Source organism: Streptomyces sp. NPDC021080, from assembly GCF_044333225.1.
In the GTDB taxonomy this organism is placed as follows: Bacteria; Actinomycetota; Actinomycetes; order Streptomycetales; family Streptomycetaceae; genus Streptomyces.
In genome coordinates, this window is the sequence record NZ_JBIRQM010000008.1 from 269,216 (window position 1) to 283,842 (window position 14,627).

At 73.2% G+C, this 14,627-nt stretch carries 12 protein-coding genes; 6 read left to right on the forward strand and 6 right to left on the reverse strand.

The annotated features are described in order from the left end of the window. Window positions 1–30: 30 nt before the first annotated feature. Window positions 31–1,368, forward strand: coding sequence for a hypothetical protein (locus ACH4S8_RS21740; protein ID WP_398396376.1), 1,338 nt, complete (start codon window positions 31–33; stop codon window positions 1,366–1,368). A gap of 22 nt (window positions 1,369–1,390) precedes the next feature. On the opposite strand, the gene ACH4S8_RS21745 is transcribed toward ACH4S8_RS21740, so the two are convergent. Beyond that, window positions 1,391–2,581 carry a thiolase C-terminal domain-containing protein gene (locus ACH4S8_RS21745; protein WP_398396378.1) on the reverse strand — a complete coding sequence of 397 codons (1,191 nt, stop codon included), beginning with the start codon at window positions 2,579–2,581 and terminating at the stop codon, window positions 1,391–1,393. A gap of 137 nt (window positions 2,582–2,718) precedes the next feature. On the opposite strand from ACH4S8_RS21745, the gene ACH4S8_RS21750 reads away from it, so the two are divergent. Together ACH4S8_RS21750 and ACH4S8_RS21755 are read left to right on the forward strand one after the other, a co-directional pair. Beyond that, the gene (locus tag ACH4S8_RS21750) at window positions 2,719–3,906 is read left to right on the forward strand and encodes an acyl-CoA dehydrogenase family protein (protein ID WP_398396380.1); all 1,188 of its coding nucleotides are present in this window, start codon (window positions 2,719–2,721) and stop codon (window positions 3,904–3,906) included. Window positions 3,907–4,280: 374 nt separating this feature from the next. Continuing rightward, complete coding sequence (locus ACH4S8_RS21755) at window positions 4,281–4,844, forward strand: nitroreductase/quinone reductase family protein (protein WP_398396382.1); 564 nt, start codon at window positions 4,281–4,283, stop codon at window positions 4,842–4,844. A 225-nt stretch (window positions 4,845–5,069) separates the two neighbouring features. On the opposite strand, the gene ACH4S8_RS21760 is transcribed toward ACH4S8_RS21755, so the two are convergent. After that, window positions 5,070–5,717, reverse strand: coding sequence for a TetR family transcriptional regulator (locus ACH4S8_RS21760; RefSeq protein ID WP_398396384.1), 648 nt, complete (start codon window positions 5,715–5,717; stop codon window positions 5,070–5,072). Window positions 5,718–6,193: 476 nt separating this feature from the next. On the opposite strand from ACH4S8_RS21760, the gene ACH4S8_RS21765 reads away from it, so the two are divergent. Both ACH4S8_RS21765 and ACH4S8_RS21770 read left to right on the forward strand, forming a co-directional pair. Then, on the forward strand, window positions 6,194–6,928 hold the full coding sequence (locus ACH4S8_RS21765; protein WP_398396387.1) for a VOC family protein: 735 nt from the start codon (window positions 6,194–6,196) through the stop codon (window positions 6,926–6,928). A gap of 392 nt (window positions 6,929–7,320) precedes the next feature. After that, entirely contained in the window at window positions 7,321–9,648 is a 2,328-nt protein-coding gene (locus ACH4S8_RS21770) for a PQQ-binding-like beta-propeller repeat protein (RefSeq protein WP_398396389.1), read from the forward strand. 361 nt (window positions 9,649–10,009) lie between these two features. Here ACH4S8_RS21770 and ACH4S8_RS21775 read toward each other — a convergent pair whose 3' ends face one another. The 3 genes from ACH4S8_RS21775 to ACH4S8_RS21785 all read right to left on the reverse strand — a co-directional run bounded on the left by ACH4S8_RS21775 (window position 10,010) and on the right by ACH4S8_RS21785 (window position 12,528). Continuing rightward, on the reverse strand, window positions 10,010–10,801 hold the full coding sequence (locus ACH4S8_RS21775; protein ID WP_398396391.1) for an enoyl-CoA hydratase/isomerase family protein: 792 nt from the start codon (window positions 10,799–10,801) through the stop codon (window positions 10,010–10,012). Then, complete coding sequence (locus ACH4S8_RS21780) at window positions 10,798–11,235, reverse strand: Zn-ribbon domain-containing OB-fold protein (protein ID WP_398396393.1); 438 nt, start codon at window positions 11,233–11,235, stop codon at window positions 10,798–10,800. Before ACH4S8_RS21780 ends, ACH4S8_RS21775 begins: the two co-directional genes overlap by 4 nt. A gap of 144 nt (window positions 11,236–11,379) precedes the next feature. Continuing rightward, window positions 11,380–12,528, reverse strand: a complete 1,149-nt coding sequence (locus ACH4S8_RS21785) for a lipid-transfer protein (RefSeq protein WP_398396397.1) — start codon at window positions 12,526–12,528, stop codon at window positions 11,380–11,382. A gap of 98 nt (window positions 12,529–12,626) precedes the next feature. Between ACH4S8_RS21785 and ACH4S8_RS21790 the strand changes: the two genes are divergently transcribed. Then, complete coding sequence (locus ACH4S8_RS21790; RefSeq protein ID WP_398396399.1) at window positions 12,627–14,267, forward strand: fatty acid--CoA ligase family protein; 1,641 nt, start codon at window positions 12,627–12,629, stop codon at window positions 14,265–14,267. Window positions 14,268–14,428: 161 nt separating this feature from the next. Here ACH4S8_RS21790 and ACH4S8_RS21795 read toward each other — a convergent pair whose 3' ends face one another. Next, window positions 14,429–14,608: a hypothetical protein gene (locus ACH4S8_RS21795; RefSeq protein ID WP_398396401.1), complete on the reverse strand. Its 180-nt coding sequence runs from the start codon at window positions 14,606–14,608 to the stop codon at window positions 14,429–14,431. Window positions 14,609–14,627 lie beyond the last annotated feature (19 nt).

Sequence of the window (14,627 nt, forward strand, 5' to 3'; positions counted from 1 at the left end):
ACCTCGTCGAGGGGAAGGCGGGGCCATCCGTTGAGGCGTTCGACCGGTGCCGCCGTTCTCGGTGTCGTGCTGCTGTTTCCGCTCGTCGGATGCAGCTCCGCCACGGGACGCGGCTCCGTCCCGGAGCCGAAGTCCGGGATCACCGCCCCCGAGGTCTTCTATCTGCGCCCGCACGGCGACAAGACCGGGTCCAAGGCCAAGGTGCCGTTCCACGTCGAGGCCGAGGACGTCGGGGCGGTCCGTACCTCCGTGGCGCGGGACCACCGGCTGACCGCCGACGTGCGCGGGTCCGAGAGCGTCGTGCGGCTCAAGAAAGGCTCCCGGTGCGACGGCGACACGGTGCGGGTCACCTGCGAGGTCGCGGGCAATTACAACAACTGGTCGGACCTGGATCGCGTGTACCCGGTCGCCGCGAAGGGCAGCAGACCCGGTGACACGGGCGTCGTCCGCTTCACCTTCACGACGAAGGACGGGAGGACGATGACGACCCGCACACGGGTCGTGGTCGGCGAGCCGGTGGTGAAGGTGCGGGCTCTCGAGGTCATCGACGGCGTCCGCCCGGGTGCCGACGTCACCGTCCCGCTCGTCGTCCGCAACGACGGCGAGGTCCCGGTGAAGGGTCTCGCCCTGAAAATCGGCTCGGATTACATGGACTTCCGGCATCTGTACGCCAACTGCCGCTACCCGGACCCGAGCCACGGACGCATGGTGATCTGCCGCTTCCCCCGGCTGCGCATCCCGCCGGGCGGGGCCGTCGTCCTGAGTCCCGCGCTGCGTCTGCGCGCGTCGAGCACACGGATGCACACCTCGTTCAGCCAGGAGGCCTGGCCGCTGGACCTGGGGCCCGGCCAGAACACCGTGACGCCGACGGACGGTGAGCTCGGCGACGGGCCGGCCCTGAAGGCCGAGGTCACGTCCGCGCGCGACACGGACGGCACCTTCGCCGAGGGGATCGTGTCCACCGACGTGCGCCTGGACATCGACGTCGACTACGAGGTCTTCGGCGTCGAACTGCACGGCAGCCCCGGTGCGAGGCGTTCGCTGCGGCTGAAGGTCCGCAACAACGGTCCCGGCAACCCCGGTTACGCCATGAGACTTGTGTTCACTCCGCCGCCCGGTGGCGTGCTGAAGGAGCCCATGAGGGCGATCGACGTGGACGTCTACGATCCGCTCTGCGACTCGGCCGACGGGACGTACAGCTGCCCGGTGGACGCGCTCGGTCCGGGCGAGAGCCAGGACTTCGAGTTCATCCTGCGCCTCGACGGGCCGGGGGAGGGCAGCGTGACCGTCGCGTACAACAGGCCGTCGACCGGCCGCCACGACGCGAACCCCGGCAACGACGCGGCCGCCGTCACCGTCCTGCCCTGACCGGCCGTCCGCCGTCCGGGCCCTACCGTCCCAGCACCACCGTCCCCGAGGAGCAGAACCAGCCTCCCGTCCCGGACGCCACCGCCAGTTCGGGCAGGGTGCCGTCGGGGCGCCGTACCTGCCGCTCCTCGGGAAGCTCGCCCCGCAGCTGCCGTACGGCCTCCACGAGCAGGAACAGGCCGCGCATGCCCGGGTGCTGGGCCGACAGCCCGCCCCCGTCCGTGTTCACCGGCAGTTCCCCGTCCACCAGGAGCCGCCCCTTCGCGGCGTCCACGAAGGCGCCGCCCTCGCCCTTGGCGCAGAAGCCGAGGTCTTCCAGGGTCACCAGGGTCATGTAGGTGAAGGCGTCGTAGATCTCGGCGAGGTCGATCTCGGCCGGGCGGACTCCGGCGCGCTCGAAGGCGAGCCGGCCGCTCACCGCCGCCGGGGAGACGGTGAAGTCGGCCCACTCGGACAGGGTGGTGTGGGAGACGTGCTCGCCGGTTCCCAGCACCCACACCGGGACCGTACGGCAGTCGCGCACGTACTCCTCGGCCGCCAGCAGCACCGCGGCGCCGCCGTCGGAGCGGATGCAGCAGTGCAGCTTGGTGAAGGGGTCCGCGATCATCGGCCCCGACAGGACGTCGTCGACGGTGACCGGGGCGCGGAACATCGCCTCCGGGTTGCGGGCCGCGTTCGCGCGGGCCTGGACGGCCACCGAGGCGAGCTGTTCGAGCGTGGTGCCGTACCTGTGCATGTGGCGGCGCGCGGCCATCGCGTACTTGGCGACGAGCGTGTGACCGTACGGGACCTCGAACTGCAGGGGGCCCCGGGCGCCGAAGGAGAGGTTGCCGGTCCGGCGCCCGGCCTTGATGTCGGCGCGGGCGGTGGAGCCGTACACGAGCAGGACGGCGTTCGCGTGACCCGCCGCGATGGCGTCGGCCGCGTGGGCCGCCATGACCTCCCAGGTGGAACCGCCGACCGAGGTCGAGTCGACCCAGGTGGGCCGCAGCCCCAGATAGTCGGCCACCTCGGCGGGCGCGAGGACGCCGAGCCCGGCTGACGCGAATCCGTCGATCACCGAGCGGTCCAGGCCGGAGTCGGCCAGCGCGCGGCGCGCGGCCTGGGCGTGCAGTGCGTACGGGGTCGCCTCGTCCACGCGGCCGCAGTCGGACAGGGATATGCCGACGACGGCGACCTTTCGACGGCTGTGCCCCGGGGTGGCATGAGTCATGAATCTGACGGTACATCAGATAACTGCCCCGTCGGGAGGTCGTCGCGCCCCTGTGCATCTGGGACCCTCCGCCCTAACATGACGGCCCGTCAGATCGGCTTGCCGGATCAGCCCCCCGACGAGGGAGGAGCGCGCCCATGGATGCCCATCTCACCGCGGAGCAGGAGGAGATCCGCCGCACGCTGCGGGAGTTGCTGGCGAAGCGGTGCGGCCCGCAGGAGCTGCGGGCCGCCGAGCTGACCCCCGCCGGCTACGACCCGGCGCTCTGGGAGACCCTCGCGCAGCGCCTCGGGCTGCCCGGACTCGCCCTTCCCGAGGCGTACGGCGGCGTCGGCTGCTCGATGACGGAACTCGCCCTCGCCTGCGAGGAGTCGGGCCGCGCCCTCACCCCCTCGCCGCTGCTGTCCACCGCCGTCCTCGCCGCCCCGCTGATCCTGGCCCTCGGCACGGAGGCGCAGCGCGCCGCACTGCTGCCGTCGCTGGCCTCGGGCGCGCTGACCGCCGCCCTCGCGGTCCCCGGTACGGGCCTGGCGACCGCCCTGGGGCTGACCGGCGACAACCGCGGCGACTGGGCCGGCGGCGGTCGCGCCGGGGGCGTCCAGGCGCGCCGGGCGGACGGCGCGTGGCGGCTCTACGGGCAGGCGGCGCAGGTGCTCGACGGACACAGCGCCGGGCTGCTGGTGGTGGCCGCGCACACCGGCGGGTTCGCGCGGTCGCGGACGCTGCTGTTCCTGGTGCGGGACGACGCCGACGGGCTCGTCCGCGCACGGCAGACCTCCCTCGACCCGACCCGGCCGCAGGCCAGGATCGAACTGCGTGATGTGGAAGCCGAGTTGCTGGGGGACGACCAGGCCGACGTGCCCGCGGCGCTGGCCGCCGCCGGGGACGCAGCCGCCGCGGTCCTCGCCGTGGAGGCGGTGGGCGCCGCCGACCGGGCGCTGGAGCGCACCGTCGAACACGTCGGCCGGCGTGAGCAGTTCGGGCGGGCGATCGGCTCCTTCCAGGCGGTCAAGCACCGGCTCGCGGACGTGTACGTGGGCGTGCAGTCGGCCCGCTCGGCGGCCTACTACGCGGCCTGGGCCACCGGGACGGGCGGCGAACGCGTGGGCGCCCTCGCGCTGGCCCAGGCGCTGGAGGCGCTGCGCACCGCCGCCTCCGAGGGCATCCAGCTCCACGGAGGCATCGGCTTCACCTGGGAGCACGAGGCCCATCTCTCCTTCAAGCGCGCCTCCGGCGACGAACTGCTCTTCGGTTCCGTCCACCGGCTGCGCGCGCACGCGGCCGACGCGGCGCGGCTCTTCGACGGTGGAGAGGTGACGGTCTGATGGCGCCGTCCGGGCGTTCGCGTACGGGGAGCGGTACGGGAGCCGACGGAGACGGGAGGACGGGAGCCTGCGGGGGCGGGAAAGCGGGAGCCGGTATGGGTGGGAAGCCGGGAGCCGGCGAGGACGGGAACGTGGGAGCCGACGGAGACGGGAGAACGGGAGCCTGCGGGGGCGGGAAAGCGGGAGCCGGTATGGGTGGGAAGCCGGGAGCCGGCGGGGGCGGGAAAGCGGGAGCCAGCGAGGACGGGAACGTGGGAGCCGGCGGAGACGGGAGAACAGGAGTCGGCGGGGGTGGGAACACGGGAGTCGGCGGGGACGGGAGGACGGGAGCCGGCATGGGTGGGAAGGCCGGGACGGGGACCGGGGCGAGGAGGATGCCCGGGGTGCGGCTGGTCCAACGGGTCTCCTCCACCCGGACGTTCGCCCGGGTCGCCCCCCGCCTCGTACCGGCCCTCGACCGGGCCGTGCACCGGCTCACCCGCGGGAAGGTGCTGCTCAGCGCCCAGATGCTGCCGGGGGTCGTCCTGACCGCGCGCGGTGCCAGGAGCGGTCTGGAGCGCCGCACCCCGCTGGCCTGCATGCCGGAGAGCGGCGCGGCGGGCACGACGGAGGGGTCCGGCACGGGCGCCGCCCGGCGTGCCGCGGAATCCGGCTGGATCCTCGTCGGGTCCAACTTCGGCCGTACGGATCATCCCGCGTGGACCGCGAACCTGCTCGCCTCTCCCGACGCCGTCATCAACTGGAAGGGCGAGGACATTCCCGTGACCGCCCGGCTCCTCACGGGCGAGGAAAGGGAAACGGTCTGGAGGGCGGTGCTGGCGTTCTGGCCGCCGTACGCCACGTATCAGGCCCGGGTGGACCGGGAGATACGGCTCTTCAGGATCGTGCGCCGGGCGGTCCCGGCCGAGTCCGCGGAGGGAGAGGCCCGCTCCGGCTGAGGGGAGGTCCGGGCCGGCTCGGCGGACGGGCCGGCCGAGCGGACGGGCCGACCGGACGCGGTACGGAAGAGCGGACGCGGTATGGGAGAGCGGACGGGCCGCGGCGAGCCGCCTCGGCCGGTCCCCGGAACCCGTACAGCGCAGCGGGCGGCAGCCCGCCGGAATGTTCCTCCGGCGCGAACTGCCGCCCGCATGACAGGAGCTGGGGCGTGGGGACGCGGAAAGCTACTTCGTCGGCTTCTTCCCGGTCACGCCCAGATACACCAACAGCGCGAGATTCGGCTTGAGTTCGGCCTGCTTGACGCCCCAGGTCTGGAACCCCTTCTGGTGCGAGGCGACCGCGGCGAGCATGGCCACGAGGGAACCGGCCATCGCGGCCGGGTTCACGTCCTTGTCGATCTTTCCCTTGGCCTGGAGTTCGGTGACGGAATCCGTAAGGGAGTTGTTCACGGAGTTCAGGATCTTCATGCGGATCTTGTAGAACCGCTTGTCGCCCTCGGCGGCACCGAGATCGACGACGCGCAGGATGGCGTCGTGCTTGCGCCAGAACTCCAGGAAACCTTCCACGAGTTCCTGCGCGGTCTGCCATCCGGCCTTGCCGACCCAGGAACGGCCTTCGAGCAACTGGGTCAACCCGGCGCCCTCGGCGGCCATTTCCTCGGCGATCTCCAGGACGGCGCCTTCGACGTCCGGGAAGTACTGGTAGAAGGTCGCCGGTGAAGTGCCCGCCTTCCGGGCGACGTCAATGACTTTGACGTCCCGGTAGGGCGATGAGCTGAGCATCTCGCTGAGGCAGTCGAGCAGCTTCTGCCGGGTCGCCTGCCCACGTCGTCCGGCCACGCGGCCGTCGACGGTACGCACTTGTCCTGTCATGCCGTCAGCTTACCGAGGGGTGATCGGAGCGCGATTCGGCCGACTGCAAATGGGGTGCGGCCGTACGGCGCGGGGGTTCCACGGGGGTTCGGACGGGGTTCGGCGAGGGGTTCACCAGGGCTTCCGCGGGTCCTGCCGGTGCTCCCGGAGGAGCGCGAACCCGTGCGAACCGGCGCGAACTCCGGGCGACGGGTGACGGGTGACGCGGGAAGGCGGCTCGCATTCCCGGGTGCCGGGCAATCGGCGCCCGCGTTCCGTACGGCCCCGGGTAAATCGGCGCCCGCGTTCCGCACGGCTTCCCGAAACGCCGTTTCCGTTCCCGCGCGGTCCCCGGAATCGAAGCGCGAATTGCGTGCGTCTCCCGTCCCGAAAGGCGCCCGGATTCGCCCGCGCCGGGCCCCTGAGCAGGGACGGGACGTCACCGGAGCAGGTGCGCACGCTCTGCGGGATGCCGGAAGGGCCGTTAGCTTGGCCGCATGGCCGAATCAGCCGCTGTCGCCGAGTTCTCCGAGGGTGTGCCCTGCTGGATCGACGCACAGCTCCCCGACGTGGAGGCGGGCAAGCGTTTCTACGGCGAGCTCTTCGGCTGGACGTTCCCCGAGGAGTCCGGGCCGGAGGGCTGGGCGGAGCTGGACGGCGAGCCGGTCGCGGCCCTGACGCCCAAGCTGGACGGGCGGATGCCCACCGTGTGGACGGTGTACTTCGCGACGCCGGACGGCGAGGCGCTCACCCGGCGGATCGTGGCGGCGGGCGGCGGGATCATCTCCGTGCCCACGGCGGTGGGCGCCTCGGGCGAGCTGGGCACGGCCGCCCTCGCCACCGACCCGGAGGGCGCCGTCTTCGGCCTCTGGCAGCGCGGCACCCACACCGGCTTCGCCAAGCGGCACGAGCCGCGCACGTTCTGCTGGGCCGAGCTCTACGCGCGCGACACCGCGACGGTCGACCGTTTCTACGGCGCCCTGTTCCACGACGCGCTGTTCGGGCCCGACGCGACCCCCGATTTCGGCCGCGTTCCCGTCACAGGTGTCTTTCCGGCCGAGATGCCGCCCCATTTCCTGGTTCACTTCGGGGTCGAGGACTGCGAGGAGACACTCGGGACGGTGAACAGGCTCGGCGGCCGTGTCCAGGTGACACCCTTCGACACGTCGTACGGGCGGGTGGCCGTCGTCACGGACAATCAGGGTGCGTCGTTCGCCCTGCTCGAACGGTGACGCCGCCGCGACCAGGCGTGACGTCGTGCCGGCGGTGCCGGTGCTCCGCCGCAGAAAGCCGCCGGTGAGGATCCTGCGGCAAAGGCCGAAACGCTTCTGCGGTGAGGTGTACGGCATTTCGACGTGAGGGACGGCACTTCCGGGGTGCGGAGCGGGGTACTTCTGGGGTGAGGGGCGCATTTCGGCCCTGAGCCGTGGCGCCCCGGCTGCCGTACTTTTGTCGGGGCGGCTGTTTTGTCACGAGACACCCCGATCCGCCCCCGGGTTCGCAACCGGGGGCTCGGCCAGGAAGAATCGGGGTGCGTGCCGCCATGGCGGTGCGGTGGTGAGACGCTGCACTGGGCCGCGTTCATACGTGGATGACGCGACCCGTACGGGGAGGTGGCAGGCAAGTGGTGGATCAGCTGACGCAGCACGATCCGCGCCGGATCGGGCCGTTCGAGGTGCTGGGCCGGCTGGGGGCCGGCGGCATGGGGCTGGTCTATCTCGCGCGCTCGGCCTCCGGCCGGCGCGTGGCGATCAAGACGGTCAGGACCGAGCTCGCCGAGGACCAGTTGTTCCGGGTCCGTTTCTCGCGCGAGGTCGAAGCGGCCCGCGCCGTGTCGGGCTTCTACACGGCGGCCGTGGTCGACGCCGACGCCCGTGCCGCGGTGCCGTGGCTGGCCACCGCCTACGTGCCCGCGCCCTCGCTCGAAGAGATAGTGAACGAGTGCGGGCCGCTCCCGGCCCAGGCGGTGCGCTGGCTGGCGGCCGGTGTCGCGGAGGCGCTGCAGTCGATCCACGGAGCGGGACTCGTCCACCGTGACCTGAAGCCCTCGAACGTCCTCGTGGTCGAGGACGGACCGCGCGTGATCGACTTCGGCATCGCGTCCGGCGTCTCGAACACCCGTCTGACCATGACCAATGTCGCCGTCGGCACCCCCGCCTACATGTCGCCCGAGCAGGCGAAGGACTCGCGCAGCGTCACCGGCGCGAGCGACGTCTTCTCGCTCGGCTCGATGCTCGTCTTCGCGGCCACCGGACACGCCCCCTTCCACGGCGCCAACCCGGTCGAGACGGTCTTCATGCTGCTCCGCGAGGGCCCGGACCTCGAAGGGCTCCCCGACGAGCTGCGCCCGCTCATCGAGTCCTGCATGCAGATGGACGCCACGGCCCGTCCCAACCCCGCCGACCTCCAGGCCCAGCTCGCCCCCCACCTCTTCGGCTCCGGCTCCGACGACAGCGGTACGGCGTCGGCGTGGCTGCCCGAGCGCGCGGTGACCCTGATCGAGACGCGCCGCGGCGGCCGTCCGCCGGTCCAGCAGCCGGCCTCGGGCGGCGGACGCAGCGGCGGGGGCCGCCCGGCGCTGCCGCCGCCTCCCTCGCACGCCCCGGCGCTGCCCGTGGGGGCGCCCGACACCGGCCCCGTGCGCCTCGCGGGCGCCCCGGTGCCCATCGGTCCCGGCCCGCGGGTCCTCGACGCCCGCGCGGCGGCCGTGAAGGCGCCGCCCCCGGAGGCCGGGCTCGCGGCGTCCTGGTCCCGCCCGCGCGTCGGCGTGAACGGCGCCGAACCGGCGTCGGCGGTCCAGCCCCCGGTGCCCGACGTGCCCGCGGGCTGGCGCCCCTGGCGCTTCCGCATGTCGAACGACGTCTGGGGCACCCCCTCGGTCGCCGACGACCTCGTCTACGTCACCTCCTTCGAAGTCCACGCCCTCGACGTCGCGACCGGCCGGCGCCGGTTCAAGACCCGGGACGTGGCCTGGTCGATGGCGGTGGCGGACGGCCGTATCCACGCCTCCGACGGGCCGACGCTGTACGCGCTCGAAGCCCGGGAGGGCGCGGACCTGTGGCGGCTGTCGACGGACGCCTGGGTCTACTCCCTGCAGGCCGACCGCGGCACGGTCGTCACCGGCACGCGCGGCGGCGGCGTCCAGGCGTGGGAGGCCGCGAACGGCCAGAAGCTCTGGGAGATCAGCGGCGCCCAGACGGACTTCGAGTCCCCTGAGGCCGGTCCGGCGATCCACGACGGCACGGTGTACGTGTGGAAGGACGCGCGGCTGCGCGCCCTGGAGGCCCGCACGGGCGAGGAGCGCTGGTCGTACCCGATCGGTGACGCGGCCTCCTGCGGCGGCGTACCGGTCCGGATGACCCACGCGCCCGACGGCTACGTCTACATCTGCGCGGGCACCCGCGTCCTCGCCATCGACGTGGCCGGCGGTCACGTCCGCTGGCACTTCGAGGCCCCGGCCGTCTTCCTCAGCCCGCCCACCTTCGCCCCGGGCCCGGCGGTGACGGGCGGCGGCGTCTACCTCGCCGACTACCTCGGCACGGTCTACGCCCTCGACGCCACCGACGGCCGCGACCGCTGGCGCATCGCCACCGAGTCCCGCGCCTCCACCGAGCCGGTCCTCGTGGCCGCCGGACACGTCCATGTGGGCAGCGGCAAGGGTCTGTACACGCTGGACGCCGTCACCGGCACCCCGAAGTGGCGCTTCCAGGCCGGGGGCGACCTGGTGGGCGCCCCGGCGGTGGCCGAGGGCCGTATCCACTTCGGCTCCACGGACCATCTCCTGTACACCCTGAAGGCCGACGACGGGCGCCTGCGCTGGAAGCTGGCCACCGGCGGCGAGATCACCGGGGCGCCCGTGGTCAAGGACGGCGTCGTGTACGCCTGCAGCAAGGACCGCTGCGTGTACGCGCTGGACGCGGAGAAGGGCACCGGGACCGCCCGCACCGCGTGAGACGGGCGGGCCTCCCCCGGCCGGCCGCTGCCGTCCGGACCGGGCCCGCCCCCTTCGCCCGGTGTGAGCCGGGCGGCGGGCCGGGGGCCGGAACTTCCGCGACGGCCGCCGTACCGGGCACGGAAGGGTCTCCGGACGGCGGCCGTCGTTCGCGCAGACGGCCTGCGGAAGCCGCTCCGGCTGCGAGGCTACGCCCGGAGTGACCGGCCCGCCACACGGAGCGAGGCCCGGCCCCGCCACACGGAACGAGGGTTGGCCCGGCCACACGGAGCGAGGGTCGGTCGGCCCGCTCCTGCCCGCCTCGGGGGTTCCTCCGGCCCGGGTGGGACCCGCGTTCGGCCGAGTCCCGTCCGGAGCGCCCTCAGCGCAGCCGGAACCCCGGCCGGCGGGCGGCGAACAGCGCCGCCTGCCGTTCGCCCGGCAGGTTCCCGAGGGAGACGAGCTGCGGGGCGTGCGCCAGGGCCGCCGCACGGGTCGCCTCCTGCGCCGACCACAGCGCCCGCACGGTCCCCTGGACGGCTTCGGGCGGGTAGGACGCGATGACCGCCGCGCATGCCACGGCCGCCGCCAACGCCTCGCCGGGTGCGGTGAGTTCGGACACCAGCCCCACCTCGTACGCCCGCCGCGCGGAGACCCGCTCGGCGGTCCCCAGCAGTGCCATCCGCGCCACCTCCCCGAACGGCATCCGCTGCGCGAGGTAGACGGACTCGTACGCGCTGACCATCCCGTACGTCGTGTGCGGGTCGAAGAAGGTCGCCTCCTCGTCGGCCACGACGAACTCCGACTCGCCCAGCAGGTAGAAGGCGCCGCCGCAGGCGATCCCGTTCACGGCGGCGATCACCGGCTTCCACAGGTCGTTGGCCTTCGGTCCGATCGCGGCGAGCGGATCGTCCACCATGTAGGGGGAGTCGGGCTGCGGAACGTCGGCGGTGCGGTCGATCCCGGTGCAGAAGGCCCGCCGTCCGGCGCCGGTGACGACGATCGCCCGTACGGTGTCGTCGAAGCGGAACGCCCGCCAGGCGGCGGCCAGTTCGGCGGCGGTCGCGAGGTCGACGGCGTTGAGCCGGTCCTGCCGGTCGAGCGTGAGGACGGCGACCCCGGTGTCCTTGTCGACGCTCACCGCGAGCCCGCCGCCGCCCGGCTCCCCGGTCACGCCCGCTCCAGGACCCAGCGCGGCACGGTCATGCCGTTCACCTCGGTGAACACCGCCTGCACCCGGGCCCCGATCCGGATCCGCCGCGGCGGCACCGAGTCGATGGGCTCGTCCGGCCCGCTCACCAGGTTCCCGGCCAGCCGGATCCGCGGCGCCTCGTCCAGCTCCACCACGATCGCGTTGTACGGGGCCAGCGCCGCGTAGGCGGGAAGGAGCGGCGGATGCGGGACGACGTACGACCAGATCCGGCCGCGCCCGCTCATCCTTCGCCACTCGCCCGCGAAGGAGTGGCAGTGCGGGCAGCAGGGGCGCGGCGGGAAGCGGAGCTCGCCGCAGTCGGCGCAGGCCTGGACACGGAGTTCGCCCCGGGCCGCGTACTGCCAGAAGGGCGCCCCGTCGTCGTCGGGGACGGGGGAGAGGAGCGGTTCTTTCACCTGCTCCGTCCCGCCGGTCCCGGCATTCCCGGCGGTGCCGCCGTTCCCGGCATCCCTGGTTGCCTCAGCCGCCTCAGCCGCCTCAGCCGTCCCGGCCGTCCCGGCCGTCCCGGTCATGTCGGCCATGTCAGTCATCCCGTCCCCTCAGTTCCTCAGCAGGAGTGCGGAGGTGGGGACCCCTTCCCCCGCCGTGACCAGACAGGTCGCCGCCCCCGGCACCTGTGCCGTACTCGTGCCCCGCAACTGCTTCACGCCCTCGTTGATGAGGTTGAAGCCGTGCACGTAGGCCTCGCTGAGCCCGCCGCCCCCGGTGTTGACCGGCAGCCGTCCGCCGATCTCCAGCGCGCCGCCCTCCGTGAAGGCCGCGCCCTCCCCGCGCCCGCAGAAGCCGTATCCCTCCAGCGAGAGCGGTATCAGGGGCGTGAACGCGTCGTAGATCTGCGCCACGTCCACGTCCTCGGGGGTGAGGTCGGCGTGCTTCCACAGGTGCCGGGCTGCGGTCCAGGCGGGTCCGGTGAGCGGGTCGTCGTTCCAGTAGTTGACCATCCCGTGGTGCTGGGCGGGCAGGCCCTGGGCGGCGGAATGGACGTAGACGGGCCGCTGCCGGCAGTCGCGGGCCCGCTCGGCGGACACGATCACGCAGGCGAGCGCGCCGTCCGTCTCCAGGCAGTTGTCGAAGAGGCAGAGGGGCTCGCTGATCCAGCGGGCGGTCATGTACATCTCGCGGGTCAGCGGGCGGTCGTACATCATCGCGGCCGGGTTCTGGTTGGCGCGGTTGCGGCAGGCGAGGGCCACGTTGAAGAGGTGGTCGCGGGTGGCCCCGTACTCGTGCATGTACCGGCGCGCGAGCATCCCGATCTCGTCGGCGGGCCTCAGCAGCCCGAAAGGCCGGGTCCACTGGGCCGGGGTGGGGAGCTGGACGGCCGTGTTCCTCCAGGGGCGCGGCCCGCTGCCCCGCTTGCGCGAGCGCCAGGCCACGCCCACCGTCGCCTGGCCGGCGGCGACGGCGGCGGCCAGGTGCGCGACGGTGGCACACGAACCGCCGCCCCCGTAGCCGACCTTGCTGAAGAAGGTGAGGTCGCCGAGCCCGACGGCCTTGGCGACCTCCACCTCGTCGGTCTCCTCCATGGTGTAGGAGGCGAGAGCGTCGACCTCGGCGGGCGCGATGCCCGCGTCGTCCAGGGCGGCGAGGACCGCGCGGCAGGCCAACGTCTTCTCGGATTCCGGGAGTTGCTTCGCGAAGGCGGTCTGTCCGATTCCGACGACGGCTGTGGCGTCCTTGATGCCTGGCATGGGTGGCCTCCGCACACGGTCCCGGCTGCTGACAGGCCGTCAGGCTACAGCTAATCTGACGGACAGTCAGCTAGTGCTGCTTCGGCGGGAGGTGCTCGATGCGCGGTGACCTGGAGTGGGGCGGCGTCCCGGGGCTGGTGCGGTGGGCGGCGGACCGCTTCGCGGACCGCGAGGCCGTCGTCGAGGGCCGGACGCGCATCCCCTACGGGGAGTTGGGCGCCCGTGTGGAGCGTGCCGCGGCGGCCTGCATGGCGAGCGGGGTGCGCGCGGGCGACCGCGTCGCCATCTGGGCCCCGAACACCCTCGACTGGATCGTCTCCGCCCTCGGCGCGGTGTCCGCGGGAGCGGTCCTGGTCCCCCTCAACACCCGCTTCAAGGGCGCCGAGGCCGTTTATGTGCTGGCCAGGAGCCGGGCGAAGCTGCTGTTCGTGACGGGAACGTTCCTCGGCACGTCGTACGTGGCGGCGCTGCGCCGGGCGGCGGGGGAGCCCGGAGGAACGGACCCCGCCCCCGCCCCAGGCACCGGCCCCGCGCCCGGAACCGGCCCGCTCCCCGGTCTCCCGCACCTGGAGCAGGTGGTGGTCCTCGCGGACGACGCCCCAGCCGACTTCCGCACCTGGAAGGACTTCCTGGCGGACGGGGAGGGGGTGGGGCACGACGAGGTGCGCCGTCGCGGCGCGTCCGTGTCCGGCGCCTGTCCCTCGGACATCGTCTTCACCTCGGGCACCACGGGCCGGCCCAAGGGCGCCCTGATCACCCACGCCCAGACACTGCGCGGCTACGAGATCTGGAGCGACCTCGCCGGGCTGCGCGAGGGCGACCGCTATCTGATCGTGAACCCGTTCTTCCACACCTTCGGCTACAAGGCCGGGATCATCGCCTGTCTGATGCGCGGGGCGACGATGGTCCCGCAGCCGGTGTTCGACGTGGACACGGTGCTCGCGAACGTGGCCGCGGAACGCGTGTCCGTCCTCCCGGGCCCGCCCACCCTCCACCAGTCGCTCCTCGACCACCCCGCCCGCGACGCGTACGACCTCTCCGCGCTGCGCCTGGTGGTGACCGGCGCCGCGGTGGTCCCGCTGCGTCTGGTCGAGCGGCTGCGCACGGAACTCGGCGTGGACACGGTCCTGACCGCGTACGGCCTCTCCGAGGCGAGCGGGATCGTCACCATGTGCCGCAGGGGCGACCGGCCGGAGGTGATCGCCTCGACCTCGGGCCGGGCGATCCCGGGCACCGAGGTGCGGGTGGTGGACTCCTCGGGGGCCCCGGCGGCCCCGGGATCCCCCGGCGAGGTGCTGGTCCGCGGCTTCAACGTGATGAGCGGCTACTTCGAGGACGCGGCGGCCACGGCGGAGGTCCTGACGCCGGACGGCTGGCTGCGCACGGGCGACGTGGGCGTCCTCGACCCCGGGGGCAACCTGCGCATCACCGACCGGATCAAGGACATGTTCATCGTCGGCGGCTTCAACGCCTACCCGGCGGAGATCGAGCAGCTGCTCGGTCTGCACCCCGAGGTCGCCGACGTGGCGGTGATCGGCGTACCGGACAGCCGGCTGGGCGAGGTCGGCCGGGCCTATGTCGTGCGCCGCCCGCACTCCGCCCTCACGGCCGACGACCTGATCACCTGGTCCCGCCGCGAAATGGCCAACTACAAGGTGCCCCGCACGATCGCCTTCGTCACCGAACTGCCCCGCAACGCGAGCGGGAAGGTGGTGAAGGGGGAGCTGCGGGGGCGGTAGCCCGGTGCCGCGGCCCCCCGGACACACGGGCGACCGCGGCGGCTCCCGGACACACGGGCGACCGCGGCGGCTCCCGGACGCACGGCGACCGCGGCGGCTCCCCCTCCGCGCCGCCGCGGTCGATCCCCGTGTGGTGTAAGTCCGCCCCCCCCAGGTGGGACTTAGACCGGCTCGTCCGTCGCGTGGATGTTGTCCGTCGAGGCGTCGCCGGTGCCGCTGTCCTTGGTGATCGGGTTCTTGCCGGTGAGCGGCTCGCTCGTGGCGTGGATGTTGTCCGTGGAGGCCTCGCCCGTCGGCTCGTCCGTGGCGTGGATGTTGTCGGTGCTGTTGGTGTCGCTCATGGTGGCTGTCCCCCTGACA

Excerpts from the sequence above, each read along its gene's own strand:
- ACH4S8_RS21745 (WP_398396378.1), bottom strand. The coding sequence starts at position 2,581 with ATGACTCATGCCACCCCGGGGCACAGCCGTCGAAAGGTCGCCGTCGTC.
- ACH4S8_RS21755 (WP_398396382.1), top strand. The coding sequence starts at position 4,281 with ATGCCCGGGGTGCGGCTGGTCCAACGGGTCTCCTCCACCCGGACGTTC.
- ACH4S8_RS21765 (WP_398396387.1), top strand. The coding sequence starts at position 6,194 with ATGGCCGAATCAGCCGCTGTCGCCGAGTTCTCCGAGGGTGTGCCCTGC.
- ACH4S8_RS21790 (WP_398396399.1), top strand. The coding sequence starts at position 12,627 with ATGCGCGGTGACCTGGAGTGGGGCGGCGTCCCGGGGCTGGTGCGGTGG.
- ACH4S8_RS21795 (WP_398396401.1), bottom strand. The coding sequence starts at position 14,608 with ATGAGCGACACCAACAGCACCGACAACATCCACGCCACGGACGAGCCG.
- ACH4S8_RS21760 (WP_398396384.1), bottom strand. The coding sequence starts at position 5,717 with ATGACAGGACAAGTGCGTACCGTCGACGGCCGCGTGGCCGGACGACGT.
- ACH4S8_RS21785 (WP_398396397.1), bottom strand. The coding sequence starts at position 12,528 with ATGCCAGGCATCAAGGACGCCACAGCCGTCGTCGGAATCGGACAGACC.
- ACH4S8_RS21750 (WP_398396380.1), top strand. The coding sequence starts at position 2,719 with ATGGATGCCCATCTCACCGCGGAGCAGGAGGAGATCCGCCGCACGCTG.